Below are 24,162 nucleotides of genomic sequence, written 5' to 3'. Positions count from 1 at the left end.
GAAACATAGAAAAGTTAGGCATCATTTATGTGACTTGGCGTTGAATGCCAAGTTTTTCTAGGCTTTCAGAGTTTTTTGGAAAATGAACCCGTATCTTTCAAAAATTAGGTGTTCCTGTAAAGCTGGTATCAATATCAGATTTTCCTGCATGTAAGCCCAAGAATTAATGGAGGTGTGTACTTTGGCGAAATACATCGTAAGACGTTTACTTTTTATCTTGCTATCTCTTTACCTGATTGTCACGGCCACATTTTTCCTTATGAGGATGGCGCCAGGTAACCCGTTTGCATCGGAAAAGCAGCTTCCACCTGAGATTCAGGCTGCTTTAAATGAACATTATGGTTTGGATCAACCATGGTATGTCCAATACGGAGACTATCTAGCACGGGTAGCTCAATTTGACTTTGGTCCTTCATTCAAATGGAAGTCCCGTACTGTCAATGACTTGATTGAATCTGGTTTCCCTGTTTCATTGGCTCTTGGACTTCAAGCTATTTTAATTGCTGTTTCGATCGGTGTCCTTCTGGGGATTATCGCAGCTCTAAGGCATAATAAGTGGCAGGACTATACAGCAATGATCATTGCCGTTTTAGGAATTTCTGTACCATCATTTATTATGGCATCCGTACTTCAATATATATTTGCAATTGAACTCAAACTTCTTCCAGTTGCGAGATGGGAAAGCTTTGCGCATACGATTTTGCCTTCATTGGCTCTAGCCTCATCGCCAATGGCATTCATCGCCCGCCTGACCCGTTCCAGCATGCTTGAGGTCATGGCGAATGACTATATCCGTACAGCTAAATCCAAAGGGCTTAGTGAACGTGTAATAACCGTCAAGCATGCGATCCGGAATGCTTTGCTTCCGGTAGTTACCTACTTAGGCCCGCTTACGGCCAGCGTTGTCACAGGAAGCTTTGTTATCGAAAAAATCTTCGGTATTCCAGGCCTTGGGTCACATTTCGTAACGTCAATTAACAACCGCGATTATACAGTGATTATGGGTGTTACCGTCTTCTATAGTATCATCTTGCTAATGGCCATTTTCCTTGTCGATATCGCATATGGCTTAATTGATCCGCGGATTAAATTGGCTGGCGGGAAGAAAGGAGAATAGACCATGCAGATACCTAAAGAAAAATTTCAGATCGTTGGCGGACATGCTTCTGCGGCTGAAAAAATTGAAAAGCCGAGTCTATCCTTCTGGAAAGACGTGTCCATTCGTTTCAAAAGAAATAAGCTTGCCATGTTTGGGATGGTTCTTCTTATCCTTCTTGTATTCATGGCGATTTTCGGACCATATATGACTCCGCATGACTATAGGACAAATGACTTGATGAATACAAACAAGCCACCAAGCAGTGAACACTGGTTCGGAACTGATGACCTTGGGCGTGACGTGTTTGCACGTACATGGGCAGGGGCGAGGATCTCCTTATTCATCGGTGTAGCTGCTGCTCTAATTGACTTTTTCATTGGGGTTATTTATGGAGGTCTTGCAGGCTATAAAGGCGGACGGACCGATGATTTAATGATGAGGATAGCCGATGTCCTATGGGGCGTACCATACCTCTTGCTCGTTATTCTGTTCATGGTTGTTTTGGGACAGAGTGTCGCGACAATGGTATTGGCAATGACCATCACAGGCTGGATTAACATGGCCCGGATTGTGAGGGGACAGGTGCTTTCTTTAAAAAATCAGGAATTCGTTCTGGCGTCCCGGACGCTCGGTGCAGACTTGCCACGTGTTATGGGAAAACACTTAATTCCAAATACAATGGGGCCTATTCTGGTCACAATGACGCTTTCTGTTCCTTCTGCCATTTTTACAGAATCATTCCTGAGTTACCTTGGACTTGGATTGACACCTCCGCTTGCAAGCTGGGGAACGATGGCTTCTGACGGACTGCCGGCACTTCAATCGTATCCATGGAGGCTGTTTTTCCCGGCAACGTTTATCTGTTTGACTATTTTTGCATTCAACGTTATCGGTGACGGCCTGCGAGATGCACTTGATCCAAGACTACGAAAATAGGGGGGTATGAGGAATGAGCAAAAAATTGCTAGAAGTAAAAAACCTGGAAGTATCCTTCCAGACTTACGGCGGAGAAGTTCAAGCTGTCCGTGGTGTCAGCTTTGATCTATATAAAGGAGAAACCCTTGCAATTGTAGGGGAATCTGGTTCAGGAAAGAGTGTTACAGCCCAGACTTTGATGAAACTTGTTCCGATGCCACCTGGTAAAATCAAAGGCGGCCAGGTTCTTTTTAACGGAGAGGATATTGTACCTAAAAAAGAACGTGAGATGGAGAAAATCCGCGGAAAAGAAATCAGTATGATTTTTCAGGACCCAATGACATCTTTGAATCCAACTATGAAAATAGGAACTCAAATCATGGAAGGCCTGATTAAGCACCAAAATATGAGCAAGCAGGCTGCAAGGGAGCGCGCTATTGAATTGCTTCGCCTTGTTGGTATTCCAATGCCTGAACGCCGTGTGGACCAATATCCCCATGAGTTTTCCGGTGGTATGAGGCAGCGTGCGATGATTGCGATAGCTCTCGCAGCAAATCCACAGCTTCTAATTGCTGATGAACCTACAACTGCATTGGACGTTACCATTCAGGCGCAAATTCTTGACTTGATGAATGATTTGCAAAGCAAAATGGATACATCGATCATCTTCATTACTCACGACCTTGGTGTAGTAGCCAATGTCGCCGATCGGGTCGTTGTCATGTATGCAGGCCAAATTGTTGAAATGGGCACAGTAGATGAAATCTTCTATGACCCGCGCCACCCATACACATGGGGCTTACTGGCATCCATGCCTAGCCTCGACAGCGATGATAAATCGGAGCTAGCAGCCATTCCGGGTACTCCGCCAGACTTGACGAACCCTCCGAAGGGTGATGCGTTTGCTGCAAGAAACCCATATGCAATGGCAATTGACTTTGAAGAAGAGCCGCCATTGTATCAAATTTCAGAGACACACTTTGCGAGGACTTGGCTCCTTCATCCGGATGCGCCAAAGGTTGAGCCGCCGGAAGCTGTCAAAAAGCGGATGAGGAAAGTAGCAAACACGTTTGAGCAGCCCCAGCTTGTTAAGGAGGGGAAATAATGACCGATAAATTACTTGAAATTAAGAATTTAAAGCAGCACTTTAATGTAGGTCGCCCAAATATGGTTAAGGCTGTAGATGGCGTTACCTTTGATATTTATAGAGGCGAAACACTTGGACTGGTTGGTGAATCAGGCTGTGGTAAGTCAACTACTGGCCGAACCATCATCCGCCTTTACGATGCAACCGATGGACAGGTCCTCTTTAATGGTGAGGATGTCCATGGCCATAAGTCCAAAAAGAAACTAAAGGAATTTAACCGGAAAATGCAAATGATTTTCCAGGATCCTTATGCTTCTCTTAACCCTAGGATGACGGTTGCCGATATCATTGCTGAAGGCATTGACATCCACGGTCTTGCCAAGAATAGAAAAGAGCGGATGGAACAGGTTTACGACCTCCTTGAAACTGTAGGATTGAACAAAGAGCACGCGAACCGTTACCCGCACGAATTCTCTGGCGGCCAGAGGCAAAGGATTGGAATTGCCCGTGCACTGGCAGTCCAGCCTGACTTCATTATTGCCGATGAACCTATTTCCGCACTCGATGTTTCAATTCAGGCACAGGTTGTCAACCTTTTGAAAAAACTTCAGCGTGAAAAGGGCCTGACCTATTTATTCATTGCCCACGACCTATCAATGGTTAAATACATCAGCGATCGAATTGGTGTTATGTACTTTGGGAAACTTGTTGAATTGGCACCGGCTGAAGATTTGTACAAGAATCCTCTTCATCCTTATACCCAATCGCTATTGTCTGCAATCCCGCTTCCAGACCCTGATAGTGAGCGAACAAGGAGACGTAAAGCGTACAACCCGGATGTCCATAACTATGCTGAAAATGAGAACATCGAGATGCGCGAAGTAGCCCCTGGCCACTTTGTTCTCTGCTCAGAGAAGGAATTCCAGCAGTATAAGGCACAGTATAAATAAAAAAAAATGGAGCGGCCCCTGGATGATTTCAGGGGCCGCTCCATTTTATCGATAAACTGCCCGTAAAAGCCCGATTTGGTGAGATACAGTGAAGCTTGCCGATGAGAAATTCAGCGGCATAGTTGAACCAATCGGATTGGTAGTGCCGCTTAGTCGCCGCGCTCTTCGGCAGATTAGCGGCAGTAGAATGGAACTAACAATGAGTGGGGGATAAAGCCCTCCCCCACTGATTGAAGTTTCACTTTATCCCGCATTAACGCGCTGTAAGTCCCCACCTTAAGGCTTTAGATAAATCTAAGAAGCGTGGGTGGGGACAACAGCCCGTAAAAGCCCGATTGGTTCAACTAACAATCAGTAGGGGGATAAAGCCTTCCCCCTCTGATTGAAGTTTCACTTTATCTGTAAAAAAAACTGCACCCTTTTGAGGGTACAGCAGCCATTTATTTTCGTTTACCGCCAATCTGTTTCCAGCCTTTTTGATTACCGGCTATCTGGTCGACAAATTCATTCTTTTTTCCTCTTCCAAATAAACTAATGCCAATTCCATTGGTCAGGACGCCCATCACCGCTGTTATCCCGACAATCAGGATTGTCACAACTGCAAAGTCAAATAAATATTCACCCATGGTTCTTTCCCCTGCCCCTCATAATGTCAGTACCCTATGTATCTTCTTATAGTTTAATAGAAATTTACAAATATTAAAAGAAAAACAAGCATGTTTCAAAGAAAAAGTGAGGGGGTCCAGTATATGAGATCATTATTTTCATTTAAAAAATTAATTGAGAAAAGAATTTTTTACAAAAAAATGTTTTAAACCGGATTAAAAGGGGTATTTGATTATATCTTTAAAATTTTTGCAGAATACGTACATAAACTGAATCATTGGTTTCGAATCTTATATCGATTTGGGGAGTTGAGGACATTTACCAATAATAATTTTTTGAAAAAATGAAACTTTTCCCGAGAATAATCGTCTATAAGAAAGTATGAGTGAAATGCCGTACTTGTAAATTTGTAAAAAACTATATCGTTTTACTCCTTAGTATTGTATAATTAATAGTAGATATTACTTTATTGTAATTATTATAATTAAGTTGTTAACTGTCATTTCTAGTACTACCATATAGATGGCCTTAATTTAGAAGGAGTGTGAAAAACCAATGGTAACGCTATACACTTCACCAAGTTGCACATCATGCAGAAAAGCTAAATCATGGTTGGAAGAGCATGAAATTCCATACAAAGAAAGGAATATCTTCTCCGAACCCTTGTCAATCGACGAAATTAAAGAAATTCTTCGGATGACAGAAGACGGAACGGATGAAATCATTTCAACCCGTTCAAAGACATTCCAAAAGCTGGATGTTAATCTTGAAACAATGCCGTTGCAAAACTTATTTGAGTTAATCAAGGAAAACCCTGGATTATTGCGCCGGCCGATTATCCTCGATGAAAAAAGGCTGCAGGTAGGCTATAATGAAGATGAAATTCGCCGCTTCCTGCCAAGGAAGGTACGGACATTCCAGTTGCGCGAGGCGCAGAAGCTGGTCAATTAAACATGAACTTACGACCTCCATGAGATGTGGAGGTTTTTTTTGTCCTGAAAATATAGAAAATTCCCAGTAAATTTTCGTTGTATTACGTCCAGGCCTTTGATAAACTAGAAGGAAACTTAAAAAGCAGCTTACTATTCCAGTCGGGTTATAAGGAGCAGGGACCAGTTTTGCGACAACACCAAGGGCATTTGCTCATTTTTCTGGAATTGGTATCTTTTGTTTCCCTAATTCTCTGGATTGTCATAAAATAAAAGTACAAGGCTGTACTAAGACAAATGCTGGAATAAACAGCCTTCGTATGGGTAATAGATAAGCAATACCGTCTGCATGGGGGTAATCAGTCCCTTCACTCTTGCTGCCGGAAGGGAGAGTTAAAAATGGAGATAGAACGTATCAATGAAAATACTGTAAAGTTTTACATTTCGTATATAGATATAGAAGAACGCGGCTTCGATCGTGAGGAAATCTGGTATAACCGCGAACGAAGCGAAGAACTCTTTTGGGAAATGATGGATGAAATTCATCAGGAGGAAGAGTTCACAGTCGAAGGTCCGCTATGGATTCAGGTTCAAGCTCTTGATAAGGGGCTTGAGGTCCTGGTTACCAAAGCACAAATGTCTAAGGATGGGCAAAAGTTTGAATTGCCAATTCCGAATGATAAAATAAAGGAGCTTCACATGGAGGAGCATCTTGAGGATATCCTCGAGCATCATTTTACCCCTGGTGATGAGGAAGGAATTGGCGAAGAAGAAGCAATGGATTTCCTGCTTTCATTCAAAGATTTTGAAGACCTTATCCATCTTTCGAAACGTGGAGGCCTGGATGAAATTCAAACGAGGCTATTCCACTTTGAAGGTAAATATTATTTATACATCGAATTCCCTGAAGGGGAATTTGAAGAGGATAAAATTGACGATCTTCTTAGCATTCTCCTTGAATATGGTGAGGAGAGCCAAATCACAATTCATCGCCTCGAGGAGTATGGAAAAGAAGTCATGAACCAAAATGTATTCATGGAAATTAGGAAGCACTTCTAAATATAAGCCGTCGTCCCAGGCCGGAAAGGCACTGACGCCGGCTTTTTTTGTTTCCAGAGCTATTTATTCAAGTCAAACAAAGCCCTAAACGAAAGCTTGTGCTTTTTTTACAATTTCCTTTGAAAGAATTCATAACTATGGCATGATGGTGGTGGGTGATTGGCCACCAGAATCGAAACTTTTTAACTTCTGTATCGTATTGTAGTATAACGGCGGTGATAACGGTTGAAAAACACAGTAAGAATCATCTTCTTTGCTGGAATCCTTGCAGGAGCTATTTTTTTATTTAGGGATTATCTTGAATGGGATATCTTTGGAACTATAAGCGTTTTGTTGTCTTTATCGGTTGTTTTTATTAGCCTTGTCATCTTCCTTGAAAATCGGCATCCGACCCAAACCATTACGTGGCTTGTAGTGCTTGGGAGCCTTCCGCTTCTTGGCTTTATTTTTTACATTTTATTTGGAAGGAATTACAAAAAAGAGCGGATGTATCGAAAAAAATACCTTCTTGACAAGCAGGCTTATCTTACAGTTGAAGGAGAACCGCTCCCAAATCCTAAAACTCCTCCCGAATTTGTCGGCCAGCAGCACAGGCTTGTTTCATTGGCACAAAAGCTTGGCAACTCACCAATTTCATTTACAACTGAAACGAAGACACTCACGAATGGAGAAGAAACGTTTGGCAATATCCTTAGGGAATTAAAAAAAGCAAAGCATCATATTCATCTTGAATATTATATTATCCGTGATGATGGAATCGGAAAAGAAATAAAATCAGTACTTGCCAATAAAGCACGGGAAGGTGTAAAAGTCAGGGTTTTATTCGATGATGTAGGTTCATGGAAGCTTTCCAGAAAATATATCAATGACTTAAAAAATGCCGGTGTGGAAATTGTGCCATTTGGTCCGGTAAAGCTCCCTTTCCTTAGCAGTAAATTCAATTTCAGGAATCATCGTAAAATCATTGTCATCGATGGAGTCGTCGGTTTTGTCGGAGGACTCAACATTGGGGATGAATACCTTGGCCGAATCAAAAAAATAGGATTTTGGCGGGACACCCATTTAATGCTGAAGGGTGAAGCTGTAAGAAGCCTTCAGGTTATTTTCGCCCAAGACTGGTATTATATGACCAATCACAGCCTGCTTACTGAGGAATACCTGCCCCAGGGTAAAGGAAGCAGATTCCAGGGCGGTGTCCATCTCATTGCTGGAGGGCCTGATAACGAATATACAACCATCAAGAATATGCTATTCTCAATGATCACAGCAGCTGAAAAATCTGTTTGGATCGCCTCTCCGTACTTCATTCCAGATGAAGATATCTTTTCTGCCTTAAAAATAGCTGCACTAAGTGGAATCGATGTCAGGATTCTTATGCCGAATAAACCAGATAAATGGATCGTCTTTCATGCGTCCCGTTCTTACTTCCCGGACATGCTGGAGGCCGGTGTGAAAATATACGAATATACCCGCGGCTTCATGCACAGTAAAATTGTCATTGTTGACGGCGAGCTTGCATCGATAGGTACCTCCAATATGGACATGAGAAGCTTCCACCTGAATTTTGAGGTGAATGCCTTTCTTTACCGTACCGATAGCACAAGGAAACTAGTTGCTGATTACGGGAAAGACTTAAAAGATTCAAAACGGCTCGAACTCGAAACCTTCAACAAGCGCCATTTTGGTTACAGGCTGCTTGAATCCACCTCAAGGCTGTTGTCGCCATTACTCTAAACTAACTGGGGCCATAAGGGATTGGAATAAAAAAGCTAAACTTCTTCTGAAAACCTCGCTGGAAAGGCGAGGTTTTTTGCGTACGTTAGAGTTTGTCCTGATTATTATGCCAGCGATTGGGAAATGAAAAATCCAATCCGAGCACTTTTAAAATAAACGTAATCCAGCAGAATTTTGTCAAAAGAGGCCGCTTTTTGAAGAAGGAGTTCGCTGCCCAATAGGAGAATGTAACATAGTAGAAAAGGAGGAGATTACATGTGCTGACTGCCAAAACAAAGAATGGCCAAACCATAAACCTCGCAATTGGCTATAGCCGTGAGGCGCTGAAACAGCTTCGCGAAGATGAGGAATTTTATTGTCCTTGCTGCCGAGAGAAAGTAATCCTTAAACTCGGTACAAAAAAAATATTTCATTTTGCGCATCTGCGAGAGGGGTGCGCGGAAAGTATGTACGACAGGGAATCCCAGTACCACCTTTCTGGTAAACAGGCCCTCTTCCACTGGCTTAGGAGCCTGGGAATACCCGCAGCTCTTGAACAATATGACTCCAGCATTCAACAGCGCCCCGACATTGTCTTCCTCTACGAAAACCGTCACTATGCACTGGAATTCCAGTGCAGCCCAATCCCGCAAGAATTGTTTGTAAAGCGGACTTCCAACTATGAAAAACGGGGCTATATCCCGTTATGGATTCTCGGCGGAAACCAGTCACCAACCCATTCAGCGCAGGTTTTCAAGCTATCAGGATTTCATTATTTGTTTTATCGCTGCTCACCAGGCAGTCCCGGCTATATTCCGTTTTTTTGCCCGGAGAAAGCCAGTTTCACTATCCTCCACAGCATAATACCGGCCTCCCCCTTGAAGGCATTTGCGAAAAAGGCACAGTTTGGGATCAAGCAGGTTGGCCTCCTGGATATTCTCGTACCGCCTCAACCAAAAGAGGTGCTCGTCTCTTTATGGAAAAGAAAAGTTCGCCAAAGCAAATTGGCAATCGGAGCCAATCCGCACTCTCCGTACAAACCATTCCTTCAACAACTTTACTCTGCCCGTAAAAATATATTCCTTCTCCCACCTGAAATCGGCATCCCGGGGTTGTTTTCTGTTCCAATAACGAGCTTTCCGGTTATCTGGCAGACCTATGTTTTTCTGGATGTTTTATCCGAAAGAACCGCGGGTACCACAGTAGCAGTTGAAGAGATTGTTCAATGCTTGGCAGAGCGTGCGTCGAAAGGGGATATCCAACTTCGCGAGCTCCCGCTGGCCAAGGATATCACCCTTAGAACGCTTGCTTATGAATACTTGTTTCGTCTGGCTAAACAGGGCTTTCTCGAACGGAACCAAAACGGGCTGTTTCTGTTTCGGAAGGAAGTGTCCTTTCCTAAAACGGCTGCGGAACAATGGGAGATGGAAGAGAATTTTTATTCTGTTTTAACTGACACTAACCCTCATCACAAAAATGAAAATCTCCTGATGTGAAGTAATTCAAATCTTTGGGAAAGATAGAAGGGCAGCATGTTTTTCAAAATCGTTGCAGGAATTTGCTGAAAAGGCGAGAATAGTATTATGGTATTACTTCGTTAACCGAAATGTCGAATGGAGGATGAACATGACGAACGAAACTGCAGTAAAGAAACTGCCGGCGAGAAGCGAGGTTCCTGTTGAAGAAACATGGCGCCTGGAAGATATTTTTGCAACAGATGACGAATGGGAGAAGGAATTTCAGGAAGTGAAAGGCCTGATTCCTGGTGTAGCAGCACATCGCGGCAAGCTTGGCGAGAGTGCGGAAAATCTTTTTACAGCTTTACAGGAGCAGGATCAGCTCTTGGAGCGGCTTGGAAGGCTGTATACATATGCGCATATGCGCTACGACCAGGATACAAGCAATTCCTTCTACCAAGGCTTGGATGACAGGATGAAGGCCTTATATTCACAGGCTGCGAGCCAGTTGGCTTATATTGTCCCGGAAATTCTCGCGGTGGATGAGCAAAAGATTAATGGTTTCCTTGAAGAAAAACCGGAACTGAAGCTGTATGGGCATGCACTCGAAGAAATCAACCTGCAGCGCCCGCATGTATTAACTGCAGATCAGGAGGCGCTTCTTGCTGAAGCTGGCGAGGTAATGGGTGCATCATCGAATACGTTTGGGTCACTTAACAATGCAGACCTTGAGTTTCCTTCCATTAAGGATGAGAACGGCGAAGAGGTTGAAGTAACACACGGCCGCTATTCCCGCTTCCTTGAGAGCGCCGACCCGCGTGTCCGCCGTGATGCATTCAAGGCTGTCTACGATACGTATGGAAAGTTCCGCAATACATTTGCCTCGACGCTCGGAGGCCAGGTTAAAAAGGATAATTTCTATGCACGTGTCCGGAAATATGATTCTGCACGCCATGCTGCACTATCAGCCAATAACATTCCTGAAAGTGTCTATGACAACCTTGTAGACACCGTTAATGAAAACCTTCACTTGCTGCACCGCTATGTGAAGCTGCGCAAAAAGGTGCTCGGTTTGGACGAATTGCATATGTATGATCTTTATACTCCACTTGTAAAGGACGTTAAGATGGATGTTTCCTATGATGAAGCGCGAGAGTATGTGCTGAAAGGGCTGGCACCTCTCGGCGAAGAGTATCAGGGCATTCTGAAAGAGGGATTCGAAAACCGTTGGGTCGACATCAACGAGAATAAAGGAAAACGGAGCGGCGCTTATTCGTCTGGTGCGTATGGCACAAACCCATACATCCTGATGAACTGGCAAAACAACGTCAACAACCTGTTCACGCTTGCCCATGAGTTCGGCCATTCAGTCCACAGCTACTATACGAGGAAAAACCAGCCTTATCCATATGGCAACTACAGCATTTTTGTTGCGGAGGTAGCTTCAACCTGCAATGAGGCACTGCTTAATGATTATTTGTTAAAAACGATTGATGATGAGCAGAAGCGCCTGTACCTCCTGAACCACTTCCTTGAAGGCTTCAGGGGCACTGTGTTCCGCCAGACGATGTTTGCTGAGTTCGAACATCAAATCCATGTCAAGGCACAAAACAATGAGCCGCTGACAGCCGAATCACTGACAAAAGATTATTATGAACTGAACAAGAAGTATTTTGGCAGCAAGGATGTAATCATTGATGAGGAAATTGGCCTTGAGTGGTCAAGGATTCCGCATTTCTATTACAACTATTATGTGTATCAGTATGCGACCGGGTACAGTGCTGCGACTGCACTGAGCAAGCAGATCCTCGAGGAGGGACAGCCAGCTGTAAACCGTTATCTGGACTTCCTGAAAGCAGGAAGCTCCGATTACCCAATTGAAGTCCTGAAAAAGGCGGGCGTCGATATGACAAGCCCAGAGCCGGTCAAGGGTGCCTGCAAAGTGTTCGAAGAAAAGCTGAACGAAATGGAGCAGCTGCTAAGCTAGGAGCAAAAAAACCCCATCTTCCAGGGTGTCTGAACCCAGGAAGATGGGGGTTTTTCATTTTTTAGGATGGAGATGGAGGAAGGCAGTGCGTATTTTCGAAATTCTCCTAGAAGCCCCGGAATCTGCGGCGGTTATTAAACATGGATACGAGAAAGAAGATAGACACGAACAAGAGTGGTCCGCTTACAAGGACCGGGAAAATATTCATAAGTCCAAGAAAATTCAGGAACAAAGAAAAAACGAATAATAAAATCAAGATAGACAGTTTAAACCCGCTCATCAACCACAGCCTCCAATCAGCAATCTTTAGTTAAAATGTATTGTCCAAAGTAGAATATCATGAGAATAAAAAGGGATATTTTTAAGTTGTCAATATTCTTGCCTGGCTGAAAACGATTACTGGAAAGGGTTGGGTGGAGAATATGACAATTATGTGAAAAAAGGCACATTCTTGTTGAAACAAATCAGCTTACCATGTTATATTTTATACGTGAAGTTGATCACAACAAACATATACCCCTTTGTTTGAACCGTGAAAAATTTCTCCCATCCCCTTTGTTCGTATAATAGAAAAATGCCCTGCCGCAGCGGGGCATTTTTCATTTTAATGATATGTAAATGTGGGGGTAACCACAGACATTCTATAATCTAATTTTACTAAACACAAAGGCCATCCCTGGCGCTTGCCGGGGATGGCCTTTTTAATTAATAATTTACATATTTCCAAAATGTTCCGTGCTTTGCCGGGATTTGTTCTACTTTTTGCTTAAGGAGCAATTTTTTCATTTCCCGGTCGACTTGAGGGATTGATAAGTCATAAACGACAGCGATTTCTTTGGATGCCACCAGGCGGAAGAATTTCATAAATGCTTCCAAAGACGGGGGCGGGGCCTGCTGAGGCTCCTCAGGAAGCATTTCCTGCAGGACCTGGACGTAAACCTCGTATGGATAATATCCAGCAATCTTGATGCCTTCCTCATCCGAGTTTTGATTAAAGAAAACGAGGGTTGGAATTTCATCGACTTCCATTTCGGCTGTTATTTTCAAATCCTGCTGAAATGCCTTTGCGGCTGTTTCGGAATGAATATCCGTGATAAATTCTTCAACATCAAGACCGACTGTACGGGCTACATCTTTTAAGACATCAAAGTTGGAAATGTTTTGTTTTTCAAGAAAAAGTACTTCCTGAAGTCTTCTTAGGAAGCGGGCACCCGGCTTCCTGCCCTGCAGTTCGGCTGCTTTAATCGCAATGGATGCGATATAAGGCGATATAACCGGATTTTCTTCCCATAGCGAGGCATCGCATGACATGCCGGATCGGCTCGCCGTCTTTTCCCATAGCTGAGCCATGCTTTCAAACTTTTTCTTTTTCCCCATATTGAGCATTGTCAGCTTACCGCTCAAGACCGTTTTCATTGTAAAATAACGTCCATATTCAATTTGCAGCTTTTTCATAATCGGCTCCATTGCCCAGCATTCAGGGCAGAGTGGGTCGATGAAAATATAAATCTCAAGGGGCTTTTTCTCCACACCGTGGCAATGATGGGGCGATTGGCTGCCTAAGAACCGTTTATCGTGTTCCATCATTCTTCTTCACCCAAATCTTCTCCGCTCTCGGGCGTATTGATCATGTGCTGGGCGGTCAAAGTCAACCTGGCAAAAAAATCGTCCCGAAGCGGGCCTTCCAAGCCCACTTCATCCATTGCCCGACTCATGCACGATAGCCAGGTACGGGCACGTTTGGGAGTTATCGGAAAAGGCAGATGCCTTGCACGCATCATCGGATGTCCGTGTTCTTCAGTATAAAGGGCTGGGCCCCCAAGATATTGTGTTAAGAATTGCTTTTGTTTTCTCGCCGTTTCCGTTAAATCATCCGGAAAAATAGGGGCAAGGTCAGGATGCTGTCCAACGCGTCTATAAAAAGCATCTACAAGCCGATGCAATGTTTCTTTCCCGAGGGCCTCATAAGGCACAGGCATTTTCCCGGTCATGTTGACAACTCCTTTAGTGTGCTGATAGCTTTTCCACTATAAAGCGTGTGGAATGTCTCTCTATTTTAGCAATGCCCTATTTATATCTCAAATAAATCGCTTTGAAAAGGAAATACCCTGCCAGTTCGAAATTCGCTTTTGCTTTTCTGAGTCTTTAGATAGGTAGCCTGGTGAGTACCTCGTTCCCTTTTTGGATGCGTGCGTTCGGTACTCATTTGTCTTTCTCATCTTGTAGCACGAGTTTTCTTGTGTAAAATCGCCGTATTTTATTCGGTGTTTCCCGTTTTGGGATTCCCAGTTTCTCTAAAAGCGAGGTAAACGTTCTTCTTCCTATATCAAATTCCTCAGCCTCAAACTCCAGTTCATAATCTTCTGTATCCAAATAGCGACTATGGTCAAGTACGAGGAGGCCGCCTTGATATTCGACCTCAGCACGGGACGTTTCAAGAGTGCCAAAATAAGCCAGCCCATTAAACTGAATACCCAGTTTTTCAACTTCATGCTTAACCTCGCCGGCAGGCAGGCAGCCGCCTTGGATTGCATCCGTGGCTTCCTCCAGTGTGAGTCTCTGATCGGTTTCAAGCAGGCCGTCACCATATGGCTGCTTTAACGTTAGAATATAGCTGCCGCCTTTTTCACGGATCCTTAAAGCTGAACCGGCTTTTTTTAAATCGAATGAATCAGTATCAAAGTAATGATTAACCTGATGCTTGAAGTCTGATTGACCAAGCGAGAATTTGCCGGCGATTTTGTTAAACTCTTCTTTATATAAAAGGTTCTTAAATTCAATTTCGATATTCTGTCCCACATCAACACCCGCTTTCGATTTCCTGAGTCCATTATCCTTTGTTTTTTTCATTGATGCAATTTTTGGGAGAATGGCACCAGATATGCTAAAATAGTGAATTGATAGATGGAGGTTGATTTCGTGAAAACAAAACTAACTGTAACAAATGCAAACATGCTGGAAGGGGAGCTTATCCTCGAAACAGCTGAAAGTATCGAAGGCCTGAGTCCGAGGGGCCAAATGCTTGTAGATTCGGACAATTTATCGTTTATTTATTTGATGGAAAAGGATGAAGTATATATATACATAAGCCTGCCGGAAGAAATTTGGGGAGATTTGAAAAATGGACTTGGCCAGCCGGTAAATGTCTTCTTACAATCAAATGGAAGCCGGGTGGAGATGGACAATTTTTATAATGAGCTTGAATACCTCATTGAAAATATAAAAGGCAATGGGAATTACGGCGATGAAATGGTGGCAAAAGTAGAGAGTATATTTTAAAACATGTGGCAACGCCAGCGCTACAGCATATGACGCTGCCCCGTTTTCACTTTTGGGGGGACAGATGGAATGAAGAATTGGGAAACATTCCTCGCACCATATAAACAGGCTGTAGAGGAGTTAAAAATTAAACTAAAAGGGATGAGGAGCCAGTTTCAACTGGATTCAAGCCATTCCCCAATCGAATTTGTAACTGGCCGGGTCAAGCCGATTGCAAGCATTCTCGACAAAGCGAACCAAAAGGCCATTCCGCTTGATAGATTAGAGGAGGAAATGCAGGACATTGCCGGGCTTAGGCTGATGTGCCAGTTCGTGGATGATATCCGGACAGTTGTCCAGCTGCTCCGGAACCGGAACGATTTTGAAATAGTCGAGGAGCGCGATTATATCTCCCATGAAAAAACAAGTGGCTACCGTTCCTATCATGTGGTGATCCGCTACCCCGTCCAAACCATTACCGGTGAAAAAAATATTCTTGCTGAAATTCAAATCAGGACGCTAGCGATGAATTTCTGGGCGACGATTGAGCATTCATTAAATTATAAATATAAAGGCCAGTTCCCCGAAGATATAAAAAACAGACTGCAGCGCGCGGCTGAGGCGGCTTTCCGCCTGGATGAGGAAATGTCGCTCATCCGCGGCGAAATTCAGGAAGCCCAGGCCTTTTTTACACGAAAAAAAGAAGCCCAGCAAGATAAAGAGGACCAATCCTGACCGGCAATGTTCATGCGGTAAAAGTTCTAAGTTGAGGAGCAGTGAAATGAAATTTGCGATTACGACAAAGGGCGATGAGAAATCGAATACACTGATGCATAAGATGAGGACGTATTTACTCGATTTTGATCTTGTGTATGACGAAGACCAGCCGGATATCGTCATTTCCATAGGCGGTGACGGAACGCTGCTCTATGCGTTTCACCGCTATAGCAGCCGGTTATCCAAAACTGCGTTTGTTGGTGTTCATACAGGGCATCTTGGCTTTTATGCGGACTGGGTGCCGGAGGAAATAGAGAAACTTGTCATTGCCATTGCCAAAACACCCTATCAAATTGTTGAATATCCGCTTCTGGAAGTGATTATCCGCTACCAGCATGCCGGCAAAGAGTCGCGGTATCTGGCCCTTAATGAATCGACTGTCAAGGGGCTCGAAGGAACACTTGTCATGGATGTGGACATTCGCGGCCAGCATTTTGAACGGTTCCGAGGTGATGGGCTGTGTGTTTCGACACCTTCTGGGAGTACGGCCTATAATAAAGCGCTGGGCGGAGCGATTATTCATCCTTCAATTGAAGCACTTCAGCTCACTGAAATGGCTTCAATCAACAACCGCGTGTTCAGGACCGTCGGCTCGCCGCTTATCTTGCCTTCCCATCATACGTGTATGCTAAAACCAGTCAACCGCACCGATTTTGAGGTAACAATTGATCACTTGACGATGCTTCATAAAGAAGTGAAGTCGATTCAGTTCCGAGTGCCGGAGGAAAAAATCCGCTTTGCACGCTTCAGGCCTTTCCCATTCTGGAAACGGGTCCATGATTCATTCATTTCAGATTCTGACTAACGATAAGACTAGATACAAAACAGAGGGCAAACGATATGGCTTCAAGCCGCTTTACTTTAACATGGAACATACAAGCTGATGATCAAGAGAAATTAATAAAGGAATTCCTGAAGGAAAACGATGTTAGTTCAGCTTCACTGACAGATATCAAATTCCGCGGAGGTTCCATTCTTGTCGGCGGAGCTGAAGTGAATGTCCTATACAGGCTTAAAGAGGGGGACACACTTGAAGTATTTTTCCCGCTTGAGGAGCCATCACAGGGAATGGCGGGGGAGAATATTCCGCTTGAGATTCTGTATGAGGATGACTACCTGCTAGTCGTCAACAAGCCTCCTGACATGAATACAATCCCATCCCGGGAGCATCCAAAAGGAAGTCTCGCCAATGCATTGATAGGTTACTATCAATCGATTGGACTTATTGCAACCACCCATATCGTAACGCGCCTTGACCGGGATACGTCTGGAATTGTTCTGGTCGCCAAGCATCGCCATGTCCACCATCTTTTCAGCAAACTCCAAAAGCAGGGAAAGGTGAAAAGGACGTACGAAGCATTTGCCCAGGGGCTTTTCGTGGAAAAAACAGGCTCGGTCATAGCGCCAATCGGACGGAAGCCTGACAGCATCATTGAACGGGAAGTCCGAAGCGATGGACAATACGCGGCAACGCACTACAAGGTTCTGCGGGAGATTGGGCAAGCATTTTCCCATCTTAAGTTAAGTCTGGAGACTGGCCGGACACATCAAATTCGTGTACATATGTCCTATGTTGGGCACCCGCTGCTTGGCGATACCCTGTATGGCGGAAGTGTCGGGAGAATTTCACGGCAGGCGCTTCATTGCCTGGAAATCAGTTTTGTCCATCCGTTTTACAACGAGCAGATGACCTTTCGGGCAGACATGCCTGCCGATATGGCCACTTTGTTACACACGTGAAAGCCGGCTGAACTGCCGGCTTATTTTTCTGTTTTTTGTAGCAGCGTAAACGCTGTATTATTTTCAAACCCGCTGAATTAATTCAAAAATCGCTGAATTATTTTCAAACCCGCTGAATTAATTCAAAAATCGCTGAATTAATTACATCGACGTTTTCCTTCAAAGTCGGCTCATTCAATTTCCCGGAACTTTTCTTGGATATACGGCATGGAAGACTGGACAGAAACGAGCTCCAATTCTGGGTACCTAAGCGCAGTCAGTTTCCCGCCGAAGACAGCACCTGTATCAATATTGTATGTATTGTTCAGGATGCGCGGTTCACTGACCGGTGTATGGCCATATACAATGATGGACTTCCCCTTGTATGTTGCTGCCCAATCCCTCCTCACCGGTGATCCATCTGGATGCTTTTCTCCCGTTATATCTCCGTAAAGCACAAATGTCTTTACTTTAGAGCCAGTTTTACCAATAAGATCTTCGCGGATCCCGGCGTGTGCGATGACAAGTTTGCCCCCGTCCAGGACGAGGTGAAGTTGGCTGCGTTCATATAACTCAATAAAACGGCTCCTTATCTGTTCTTGTGATTGACTGCCCAAATCCAGGTATTCTGCGACCGTCGTCTCAAGCCCATGCGAGATTTGAACCTTGTTGCCCAGAAAATAGCGATACAATTTATTGCAATGATTTCCTGGTACATAATAGGCTTCGCTGCGTTCAACAACCAGCCTCCATACCAGGTCTGCTGTTTTAAGGGACGCCGGGCCCCGGTCGGTCAAATCGCCGACAAAACCAAGACGCCGCCCTCCTTGATGAAAAGGCACACCCGTATCCCACTTGTATCCAAGCAGTTTGGTTAGTTCAACAAATTCTTCATAGCAGCCATGTATATCACCAATGATATCAATCTTCATTTCTAACCTCCGAGGTACTTTCTTCTTATATAGTTTACCCTCAATTTAAGTGCCAACACTGTGATTTAGTATGCTCATTTCTTTCGTAATGGAGCCGGTTGGGGATTCATTAAATGCAATGAGGTTGTGGAAACTAATAAAGCCATCCAATTAGATTAAACTAATCGTGAAAAGGGAGAATAATCTAATAGCCATCCAATTGGATTAAGATACATCCGTGAAAAGGGAGATTAATCTAATAAGGGAAACGTTATTCATTATACAGTAGCCCCCTAATCATATTAGTATTGGTCAGCTAGTACCCATTGTATAGTGGCGGGCAACAGACAATTCCAGGGAAATTTGCATTATGATAATAGTTGTATTTTACCAGACTGGAAACTAGGGAGACCCTAAAATTGTCCTGATCCGACCCCGCTTATAAATCAAAAACACTACTCAGATAGTAAATATGACAATTGTCATGCCGGAGACTTTTCTTTTTAAAGATAGTAGTGTACAATTAGTACCAACTACTAATAACTTGTATTAATAGGGGGATTTTTTCACAATGACAATATCACTTAAAGGGAAAACATATGTCGTAATGGGAGTTGCTAATAAGCGCAGTATTGCCTGGGGGATTGCACGGTCGCTCCACAATGCAGGCGCGCGCCTTATCTTCACTTATGCTGGAGAACGCCTCGGAGATTCAGTCCGGGAGCTTGCTGGTTCCCTTGAAGCAGAAGGCACACTTGTCCTTCCTTGCGATATTTCTTCTGATGAAGAAATTAAACAGTGCTTCGATACGATTCGTGCGGAAGTTGGAACAATTCATGGCATCGCCCACTGTATTGCGTTTGCAAACAAAGAAGAGCTTAGCGGCGAATATTTGAACACAACCCGTGACGGCTTCCTGCTTGCGCATAACATTTCTTCTTATTCACTGACTGCGGTTGTGAAGGAAGCGCGTGACATGATTGCAGACGGTGGCAGCATTGTTACACTCACGTACCTTGGTGGCGAAAGAGCGATTACGAACTATAACGTCATGGGTGTCGCAAAGGCATCTCTTGATGCGAGTGTCCGCTACCTGGCCCGCGACCTTGGCCAGCAAAACATCCGCATTAATTCGATTTCTGCCGGACCAATCCGGACACTTTCTGCAAAAGGAGTCAGCGACTTCAACCAAATCCTCAAGGAAATCGAGGAAAAGGCTCCGCTGCACCGTGCGACAACTACTGAAGAAGTCGGAGATACCGCTGTATTCCTGTTCAGCGATATGTCCCGCGGAATTACCGGCGAAAATATCCATGTCGACTCTGGATACCACATTCTTTAATAAACATCGATCCTGTCTCTTTTACTTGGGCAGGATCTTTTTTTTTGAAAAAATGCCTATATGAATTGTCCTTTAACGCCCAGGCCTGTCCCTGCATACACATGGATTGTAGAGTTTTGCCCATTAAAGAAACGAGGGATGAGGATGGAAAGAAAAATAATAGCCAAGCCGCTGCTTTATATTATTCAACCGGAGTTTACGACTGTAAATACAAACATGCAGGACAGGTTCATATGGAGAAAACAGTTGGAATTGAAGGAAGTACCAAAAACAGATTCAAATGAGATGCAAACAATCATTCCAGAAAAGATAATCGAGGATAAAGACCAACTAGAAGAGCAACGCCCACTGAAGAAACCGGTTAAAAGAGAAACTGAATTACAGCAGAGCGAAACAAAAGATAGGATCCTGGAAGAACCCGAACTGCAACCTGGCAATGGCTTAATAGAAGAGATTCCTACTCAGGAAGAACAATCAGCACATCCAGTAAACCAAAGCTTAGTGGAAAAATTTATGAAGCAATTTGAAGAAGCGAACAGAAACCAAGTGGATTTGCCCGTATTAAGTTCAGAACAGCCAACAACAAATCCGTTAGAAGCCGGGGATGAAGAGACAAGGGAAATTTGGCAGACTGTCACCCGTTTATCCAGGTATCCAATATTTCTAAAGAAGCCATTGGCCGAAGCCGTTGTAGGCGGCCAAAAAATGATTTTCGAAGTTCACCGCAAACGTAATAGGGAATTGCTCGTGAAAATGGATGAAAAATATAAGACGATTACGATCGATGATATCACTTCAATAAAAGTTTTGGATTAATAACAGGGAGCTGCCCATTGCAGCTCCCTGTTTAAATTTTTGTGCCAGCAAAGGTCAGAACTAAAGTCATTCATCATAAAGTAAGAAAGAACAAACCGAATTAAAACCAAAAAAAGACTGTTTCATAAAGTGAAACAGTCTGCGCACTTGTTAGAATAAATTTTGTGGGAAGATACAAGATACTCCGCAGAAGCAATTAAGGTCAATTGTAATGCACACCCCTGTAGGTTTAAGCTCATGCGCTTTCTCAAGGTCTTTTACACAGTCAAATGTATCTTCCGAATCGCCCGAACCTGAACCGTGGGAACCATCCTTTACTAAAATTTCAAGGGTCGCACAGCAGGTTTCTGGATCTACGTCTACAACTCTGAAAATACAGCCAGTTACAACTTTAAACGGCTTATGTTGATTGCCGCTCCTTTTAACGCCGACACCTTTGAATGGCTCACATGTGCTTTTGCAAATCAGAATGACCGGTATTGTGTCATTCATTGGAGCATTGTTCTGAACTCCGCCCACCAACTCTTGAATTGCCCTTTCGCAGCCAAATTCACAATCGTTATCTTCCATAATTGGACTTACTTTCTCCTGGGCCTTCACGATTGCGAGCAGGGTATCACACACGCAATTGCTTGTGAAGAACTCTGAACCACAACTCATGGATTATCCTCCTTCTAGGTAAATAATTATTTGCATTATCAGAGTATGTATGGAGGAGTCATATGGGATGGGCAAACAGCCCAATTTTAGTTATTTTCATTAGGAATACAAGCCTATTGGACAAATGTAAAGGAGAATATGAAAATGGGGAATTTTACATTAAACATCCTGCTTATTATTGGGCTCGCTTCCTTTCGGCTGACAAGACTGCTTGTTTTTGACAAAATTGCCGAATTTATTCGCGCCCCGTTCATTGAAGAAGTAATAGAAGGAGACGAGGTGTATAGTGTACCAAGGAAAGGCCCGATCCGAAGCTGGATAGGAAAGCTGCTAAGCTGCTATTGGTGCACGGGGGTCTGGGTGAGTGCCGGGCTGCTCGCCTCTTATGTTTTTTTGCCTAAAGCAGGGATTGCCGTTATTGTAATTTTTGCCGTAGCAGCCATTAGTGGCATCATTGAAACAATAATAGGCAGGTTGCTGGGCGACTGAACTGTGCAACTCTTCTCCTTGCACATATAGTAACCTTGAGAAGCATAAAGCAAAGGAGAATTGGACATGGCCACAGAAAACAATCAGCATCGTGAGGGGCAACAGTACTCCGAACAGCAGGCCCATAAACCTGTAGAAAAGAAAAGAAGAGGCTGCGGATGCGGCGGCGGAAGAAGAAAACGCCGCAAGCGGGGATATGGAGCATAGTAAGGAAGCTGCCGTTTGGCTAGCTTCTTTTTTTGTTAATAGGAAAGTAAAAACAAACCCTGACACAAAATATACGAATAAATTCCGGATGTTCCTTAAACCAAATCGTTTTCTTTCTTCTACTGGTTATTCTCTTTTCAAGCTGAAGAGCATAAAAACCCCCTTCGTGCAAACAATAAAAAAACAAATGGAAATTTGCAGGAAGGGTATGGACAATGAAAAAATCAGTCATTCTAATTGTAGGTTTTACCATGCTTCTGGCTGGCTGCGGCCAAAATGAAGGAAGCAGCAATCTTGCCCTGATGAATAGGACAAATCCAGAGCCTGTACATACTGAGGACAATGGTTCAAGAGTCTCTGAGGAGAAAGTTGAAAAGGAAGTTGAGTCCCTGCCGGAGCTTTACGACGTTGCTGTAATCAAAGGCAAAAAGGAGTTCCTTGTTGCCTATAAGGTCAGACATTTGCAGCGATTCAGAATGAAAAACATTGAAAAAAAACTGACCACCAGGCTTGAAAAAAAGTTCCCAAAGGAAAAATTTACAGTTTCAAGTGATTATAAAATCTTCCTTGAGGCAACCAGGCTACAAGAAAAAATTAAAAACGGAAACTATAACGGCAAAGAGGCTGAAAAACGGCTTCAGGAGATCGTCAAGCTCCAAAAAGAGAAAACGTGAGGAGGAACCATGATGGCCGGGAAAAAGAAGACTGCAGAACAGGAACAATATGGCCAACTTCAAAAAAAGCATGAGCTGAGAAGGCCAGTTTTTAAAAACTGTATCAAAGCATTTTGGGTAGGGGGTACAATCTGTCTTATCGGGCAGGCTTTTACCTATTTTTATATTTATTTTTTTAATTTTACGGAACAAACAGCAAGCAACCCAACAGTCGCAACAATGGTATTTCTATCGATGCTCCTAACAGGCTTTGGGGTTTACGACCATCTAGGCCAATATGCAGGAGCCGGGAGTGCGGTGCCTGTCACTGGGTTTGGGAATGCCGTGATTTCGGCTGCGATCGAACACAGGACAGAGGGCTGGGTTCTGGGTGTTGGCGGCAACATGTTCAAGCTCGCCGGGTCGGTTATTTTATTTGGTGTGTTTTCGGCATTTGTAGTTGCATTGATTAAAACCTTGCTGATTATGTGGGGGGTTATTTGATGCTAAGAGGCAGACGGACATGGATTTTTGATAATCGCCCTGAAATCCGTTCGACAGGTGTAACAGGGGGCCCATTTGAGGCAGCAGGCAATCTGGCTGCAGACTTTGATATCCTCCATGAAGATTTGTGGATGGGTGAGGACTCTTATGAAAAAGCACATCGGCTCTTAATGGACAAGGCTATAGACATTGCATTGAAAAAGGGGGATGTCCATGGCAGCGAGGTCCAATTTTTATTGGCGGGAGATCTGATAAACCAGATTACACCGACAAGCTTTGCGGCCAGGACGGCCCAAATTCCATACTTTGGGCTGTTTGGTGCATGCTCGACGTCAATGGAAGGCCTTGCGCTTTCAGCTTTCATTGTGAATCATGGCGGAGCGGAGTACATACTGACCGGTGCAACAAGCCACAATGCTGCTGTGGAAAAGCAATTCAGGTATCCGACCGAATATGGCGGACAGAAACCTCCGACAGCCCAGTGGACCATAACCGGGTCGGGCATGGCACTTTTGCAAAAAAATCAAAGCAAAGGCGAGCTGCCAGTTGTAACCTCGGCAACTATCGGCAAAGTTGTCGATATGGGGCTATCCGATCCATTCAATATGGGCGGGGCCATGGCTCCCGCAGCTGCTGACACAATAAAAGCTCATTTTGAGGATACAGGACTCGATCCGTCTTACTATGACTTGATTGTTACAGGGGATCTAGCCAAAGTAGGCAGAAGTGCCGCAATGGATCTTCTTTCCGAAAAAGGCATTAAGCTTGAAGAGGAAAAGTTCAGGGATTGCGGGTTGATGATTTATAAAGAAGACCAGCCAGTCCAGGCAGGAGGGAGCGGCGCAGGCTGTTCAGCGACAGTTGTGTATGGCCATCTTTTGAATGAAATGAAAAAAGGAACATACAGACGCATTCTCGTTGTTGCGACTGGAGCCTTGCTGTCGCCATTGACCTTTCAGCAGAAAGAGTCGATTCCATGTATAGCACATGCAGTTTCAATTGAGATGGACGGGAGGGAATAACG

The 24,162-nt window shown here is 44.0% G+C and carries 27 protein-coding genes; 21 read left to right on the top strand and 6 right to left on the bottom strand.

The annotated features are described in order from the left end of the window. Positions 1 to 181 precede the first annotated feature (181 nt). The 4 genes from A8F94_RS17495 to A8F94_RS17480 are packed head-to-tail and all read left to right on the top strand — an operon-like array spanning position 182 to position 4,051. The gene (locus tag A8F94_RS17495) at positions 182 to 1,117 is read left to right on the top strand and encodes an ABC transporter permease (protein ID WP_066203211.1); all 936 of its coding nucleotides are present in this window, start codon (positions 182 to 184) and stop codon (positions 1,115 to 1,117) included. Positions 1,118 to 1,120: 3 nt separating this feature from the next. Further along, a complete protein-coding gene (locus tag A8F94_RS17490) occupies positions 1,121 to 2,035 on the top strand; it encodes an ABC transporter permease (RefSeq protein WP_066203208.1) in 915 nt (304 codons plus the stop codon). A gap of 13 nt (positions 2,036 to 2,048) precedes the next feature. Next, entirely contained in the window at positions 2,049 to 3,119 is a 1,071-nt protein-coding gene (locus tag A8F94_RS17485) for an ABC transporter ATP-binding protein (RefSeq protein WP_066203205.1), read from the top strand. Next, positions 3,119 to 4,051 (top strand): ABC transporter ATP-binding protein, encoded by a 933-nt coding sequence (locus A8F94_RS17480; RefSeq protein ID WP_066203203.1) that lies wholly within the window; start codon positions 3,119 to 3,121, stop codon positions 4,049 to 4,051. Before A8F94_RS17485 ends, A8F94_RS17480 begins: the two co-directional genes overlap by 1 nt. Positions 4,052 to 4,491: 440 nt before the next feature. Here the strand turns inward: A8F94_RS17480 and A8F94_RS17475 are convergent, their stop codons facing one another. Further along, positions 4,492 to 4,677, bottom strand: a complete 186-nt coding sequence (locus tag A8F94_RS17475; protein WP_066203201.1) for a hypothetical protein — start codon at positions 4,675 to 4,677, stop codon at positions 4,492 to 4,494. 535 nt (positions 4,678 to 5,212) lie between these two features. Between A8F94_RS17475 and spxA the strand changes: the two genes are divergently transcribed. The 6 genes from spxA to A8F94_RS25870 all read left to right on the top strand — a co-directional run bounded on the left by spxA (position 5,213) and on the right by A8F94_RS25870 (position 12,049). Beyond that, positions 5,213 to 5,608, top strand: a complete 396-nt coding sequence (spxA, locus tag A8F94_RS17470) for a transcriptional regulator SpxA (protein WP_066203196.1) — start codon at positions 5,213 to 5,215, stop codon at positions 5,606 to 5,608. Between the two features lie 377 nt (positions 5,609 to 5,985). After that, a complete protein-coding gene (mecA, locus tag A8F94_RS17465) occupies positions 5,986 to 6,645 on the top strand; it encodes an adaptor protein MecA (protein WP_066203193.1) in 660 nt (219 codons plus the stop codon). A 225-nt stretch (positions 6,646 to 6,870) separates the two neighbouring features. Next, positions 6,871 to 8,379 carry a cardiolipin synthase gene (gene cls / locus A8F94_RS17460; protein WP_066203190.1) on the top strand — a complete coding sequence of 503 codons (1,509 nt, stop codon included), beginning with the start codon at positions 6,871 to 6,873 and terminating at the stop codon, positions 8,377 to 8,379. Positions 8,380 to 8,636: 257 nt separating this feature from the next. Next, complete coding sequence (locus A8F94_RS17455) at positions 8,637 to 9,854, top strand: competence protein CoiA (RefSeq protein WP_066203188.1); 1,218 nt, start codon at positions 8,637 to 8,639, stop codon at positions 9,852 to 9,854. Between the two features lie 130 nt (positions 9,855 to 9,984). Then, complete coding sequence (gene pepF, locus A8F94_RS17450) at positions 9,985 to 11,802, top strand: oligoendopeptidase F (RefSeq protein ID WP_066203187.1); 1,818 nt, start codon at positions 9,985 to 9,987, stop codon at positions 11,800 to 11,802. Positions 11,803 to 11,887: 85 nt separating this feature from the next. Further along, a complete protein-coding gene (locus tag A8F94_RS25870) occupies positions 11,888 to 12,049 on the top strand; it encodes a hypothetical protein (protein ID WP_175384457.1) in 162 nt (53 codons plus the stop codon). 458 nt (positions 12,050 to 12,507) lie between these two features. Here the strand turns inward: A8F94_RS25870 and A8F94_RS17445 are convergent, their stop codons facing one another. The 3 genes from A8F94_RS17445 to A8F94_RS17435 form a co-directional block, all read right to left on the bottom strand. Further along, positions 12,508 to 13,386, bottom strand: coding sequence for a ClpXP adapter SpxH family protein (locus tag A8F94_RS17445; RefSeq protein ID WP_139070136.1), 879 nt, complete (start codon positions 13,384 to 13,386; stop codon positions 12,508 to 12,510). Further along, the gene (locus A8F94_RS17440; protein ID WP_066203181.1) at positions 13,386 to 13,793 is read right to left on the bottom strand and encodes a globin domain-containing protein; all 408 of its coding nucleotides are present in this window, start codon (positions 13,791 to 13,793) and stop codon (positions 13,386 to 13,388) included. The genes A8F94_RS17445 and A8F94_RS17440 overlap by 1 nt, the downstream gene beginning before the upstream one ends. Positions 13,794 to 14,004: 211 nt before the next feature. Then, the gene (locus A8F94_RS17435; RefSeq protein WP_066204041.1) at positions 14,005 to 14,601 is read right to left on the bottom strand and encodes a CYTH domain-containing protein; all 597 of its coding nucleotides are present in this window, start codon (positions 14,599 to 14,601) and stop codon (positions 14,005 to 14,007) included. A gap of 120 nt (positions 14,602 to 14,721) precedes the next feature. Here A8F94_RS17435 and A8F94_RS17430 point away from each other — a divergent pair, with 120 nt between their 5' ends. The 4 genes from A8F94_RS17430 (at position 14,722) to A8F94_RS17415 (ending at position 17,577) form a co-directional block, all read left to right on the top strand. Next, positions 14,722 to 15,081 (top strand): hypothetical protein, encoded by a 360-nt coding sequence (locus A8F94_RS17430; protein WP_066203179.1) that lies wholly within the window; start codon positions 14,722 to 14,724, stop codon positions 15,079 to 15,081. Between the two features lie 69 nt (positions 15,082 to 15,150). After that, on the top strand, positions 15,151 to 15,795 hold the full coding sequence (locus A8F94_RS17425) for a GTP pyrophosphokinase (protein WP_066203175.1): 645 nt from the start codon (positions 15,151 to 15,153) through the stop codon (positions 15,793 to 15,795). A 46-nt stretch (positions 15,796 to 15,841) separates the two neighbouring features. Next, on the top strand, positions 15,842 to 16,642 hold the full coding sequence (locus A8F94_RS17420) for an NAD kinase (protein ID WP_066203172.1): 801 nt from the start codon (positions 15,842 to 15,844) through the stop codon (positions 16,640 to 16,642). A 35-nt stretch (positions 16,643 to 16,677) separates the two neighbouring features. Then, a complete protein-coding gene (locus A8F94_RS17415) occupies positions 16,678 to 17,577 on the top strand; it encodes an RluA family pseudouridine synthase (RefSeq protein WP_066203169.1) in 900 nt (299 codons plus the stop codon). Positions 17,578 to 17,747: 170 nt separating this feature from the next. On the opposite strand, the gene prpE is transcribed toward A8F94_RS17415, so the two are convergent. After that, the gene (gene prpE / locus A8F94_RS17410) at positions 17,748 to 18,488 is read right to left on the bottom strand and encodes a bis(5'-nucleosyl)-tetraphosphatase PrpE (protein WP_066203166.1); all 741 of its coding nucleotides are present in this window, start codon (positions 18,486 to 18,488) and stop codon (positions 17,748 to 17,750) included. A gap of 550 nt (positions 18,489 to 19,038) precedes the next feature. Here prpE and fabI point away from each other — a divergent pair. Beyond that, positions 19,039 to 19,809: an enoyl-ACP reductase FabI gene (gene fabI, locus A8F94_RS17405; RefSeq protein ID WP_066203163.1), complete on the top strand. Its 771-nt coding sequence runs from the start codon at positions 19,039 to 19,041 to the stop codon at positions 19,807 to 19,809. Between the two features lie 144 nt (positions 19,810 to 19,953). Further along, complete coding sequence (locus A8F94_RS17400; RefSeq protein WP_066203161.1) at positions 19,954 to 20,625, top strand: hypothetical protein; 672 nt, start codon at positions 19,954 to 19,956, stop codon at positions 20,623 to 20,625. 150 nt (positions 20,626 to 20,775) lie between these two features. Here A8F94_RS17400 and A8F94_RS17395 read toward each other — a convergent pair whose 3' ends face one another. Continuing rightward, complete coding sequence (locus A8F94_RS17395) at positions 20,776 to 21,285, bottom strand: CotY/CotZ family spore coat protein (RefSeq protein WP_066203157.1); 510 nt, start codon at positions 21,283 to 21,285, stop codon at positions 20,776 to 20,778. 144 nt (positions 21,286 to 21,429) lie between these two features. Here A8F94_RS17395 and A8F94_RS17390 point away from each other — a divergent pair, with 144 nt between their 5' ends. The 5 genes from A8F94_RS17390 to spoVAD all read left to right on the top strand — a co-directional run bounded on the left by A8F94_RS17390 (position 21,430) and on the right by spoVAD (position 24,160). After that, on the top strand, positions 21,430 to 21,774 hold the full coding sequence (locus tag A8F94_RS17390) for a DUF1360 domain-containing protein (RefSeq protein WP_066203156.1): 345 nt from the start codon (positions 21,430 to 21,432) through the stop codon (positions 21,772 to 21,774). Positions 21,775 to 21,840: 66 nt separating this feature from the next. Beyond that, a complete protein-coding gene (locus A8F94_RS25865; protein WP_175384456.1) occupies positions 21,841 to 21,981 on the top strand; it encodes a hypothetical protein in 141 nt (46 codons plus the stop codon). A 215-nt stretch (positions 21,982 to 22,196) separates the two neighbouring features. Next, positions 22,197 to 22,655 (top strand): YhcN/YlaJ family sporulation lipoprotein, encoded by a 459-nt coding sequence (locus A8F94_RS17385; protein ID WP_066203154.1) that lies wholly within the window; start codon positions 22,197 to 22,199, stop codon positions 22,653 to 22,655. 12 nt (positions 22,656 to 22,667) lie between these two features. Continuing rightward, on the top strand, positions 22,668 to 23,138 hold the full coding sequence (spoVAC, locus tag A8F94_RS17380; RefSeq protein WP_066203151.1) for a stage V sporulation protein AC: 471 nt from the start codon (positions 22,668 to 22,670) through the stop codon (positions 23,136 to 23,138). Beyond that, on the top strand, positions 23,138 to 24,160 hold the full coding sequence (gene spoVAD / locus A8F94_RS17375) for a stage V sporulation protein AD (protein ID WP_066203149.1): 1,023 nt from the start codon (positions 23,138 to 23,140) through the stop codon (positions 24,158 to 24,160). Before spoVAC ends, spoVAD begins: the two co-directional genes overlap by 1 nt. Positions 24,161 to 24,162: the final 2 nt, after the last annotated feature.

The organism is Bacillus sp. FJAT-27225 (assembly GCF_001685025.1).
Lineage (GTDB): Bacteria > Bacillota > Bacilli > Bacillales > Cytobacillaceae > Bacillus_D.
Note: the sequence above shows the minus strand (reverse complement) of the source record. Positions and strands in the feature narration are given on the sequence as shown.

Coding starts and splice junctions, on each gene's coding strand:
- A8F94_RS17490 (WP_066203208.1), top strand. CDS start 1,121: ATGCAGATACCTAAAGAAAAATTTCAGATCGTTGGCGGACATGCTTCT.
- A8F94_RS17485 (WP_066203205.1), top strand. CDS start 2,049: ATGAGCAAAAAATTGCTAGAAGTAAAAAACCTGGAAGTATCCTTCCAG.
- A8F94_RS17480 (WP_066203203.1), top strand. CDS start 3,119: ATGACCGATAAATTACTTGAAATTAAGAATTTAAAGCAGCACTTTAAT.
- A8F94_RS17475 (WP_066203201.1), bottom strand. CDS start 4,677: ATGGGTGAATATTTATTTGACTTTGCAGTTGTGACAATCCTGATTGTC.
- spxA (WP_066203196.1), top strand. CDS start 5,213: ATGGTAACGCTATACACTTCACCAAGTTGCACATCATGCAGAAAAGCT.
- mecA (WP_066203193.1), top strand. CDS start 5,986: ATGGAGATAGAACGTATCAATGAAAATACTGTAAAGTTTTACATTTCG.
- pepF (WP_066203187.1), top strand. CDS start 9,985: ATGACGAACGAAACTGCAGTAAAGAAACTGCCGGCGAGAAGCGAGGTT.
- A8F94_RS17445 (WP_139070136.1), bottom strand. CDS start 13,386: ATGGAACACGATAAACGGTTCTTAGGCAGCCAATCGCCCCATCATTGC.
- A8F94_RS17440 (WP_066203181.1), bottom strand. CDS start 13,793: ATGACCGGGAAAATGCCTGTGCCTTATGAGGCCCTCGGGAAAGAAACA.
- A8F94_RS17425 (WP_066203175.1), top strand. CDS start 15,151: ATGAAGAATTGGGAAACATTCCTCGCACCATATAAACAGGCTGTAGAG.
- A8F94_RS17420 (WP_066203172.1), top strand. CDS start 15,842: ATGAAATTTGCGATTACGACAAAGGGCGATGAGAAATCGAATACACTG.
- A8F94_RS17415 (WP_066203169.1), top strand. CDS start 16,678: ATGGCTTCAAGCCGCTTTACTTTAACATGGAACATACAAGCTGATGAT.
- prpE (WP_066203166.1), bottom strand. CDS start 18,488: ATGAAGATTGATATCATTGGTGATATACATGGCTGCTATGAAGAATTT.
- fabI (WP_066203163.1), top strand. CDS start 19,039: ATGACAATATCACTTAAAGGGAAAACATATGTCGTAATGGGAGTTGCT.
- A8F94_RS17400 (WP_066203161.1), top strand. CDS start 19,954: ATGGAAAGAAAAATAATAGCCAAGCCGCTGCTTTATATTATTCAACCG.
- A8F94_RS17395 (WP_066203157.1), bottom strand. CDS start 21,285: ATGAGTTGTGGTTCAGAGTTCTTCACAAGCAATTGCGTGTGTGATACC.
- A8F94_RS17390 (WP_066203156.1), top strand. CDS start 21,430: ATGGGGAATTTTACATTAAACATCCTGCTTATTATTGGGCTCGCTTCC.
- A8F94_RS25865 (WP_175384456.1), top strand. CDS start 21,841: ATGGCCACAGAAAACAATCAGCATCGTGAGGGGCAACAGTACTCCGAA.
- A8F94_RS17385 (WP_066203154.1), top strand. CDS start 22,197: ATGAAAAAATCAGTCATTCTAATTGTAGGTTTTACCATGCTTCTGGCT.
- spoVAC (WP_066203151.1), top strand. CDS start 22,668: ATGGCCGGGAAAAAGAAGACTGCAGAACAGGAACAATATGGCCAACTT.
- spoVAD (WP_066203149.1), top strand. CDS start 23,138: ATGCTAAGAGGCAGACGGACATGGATTTTTGATAATCGCCCTGAAATC.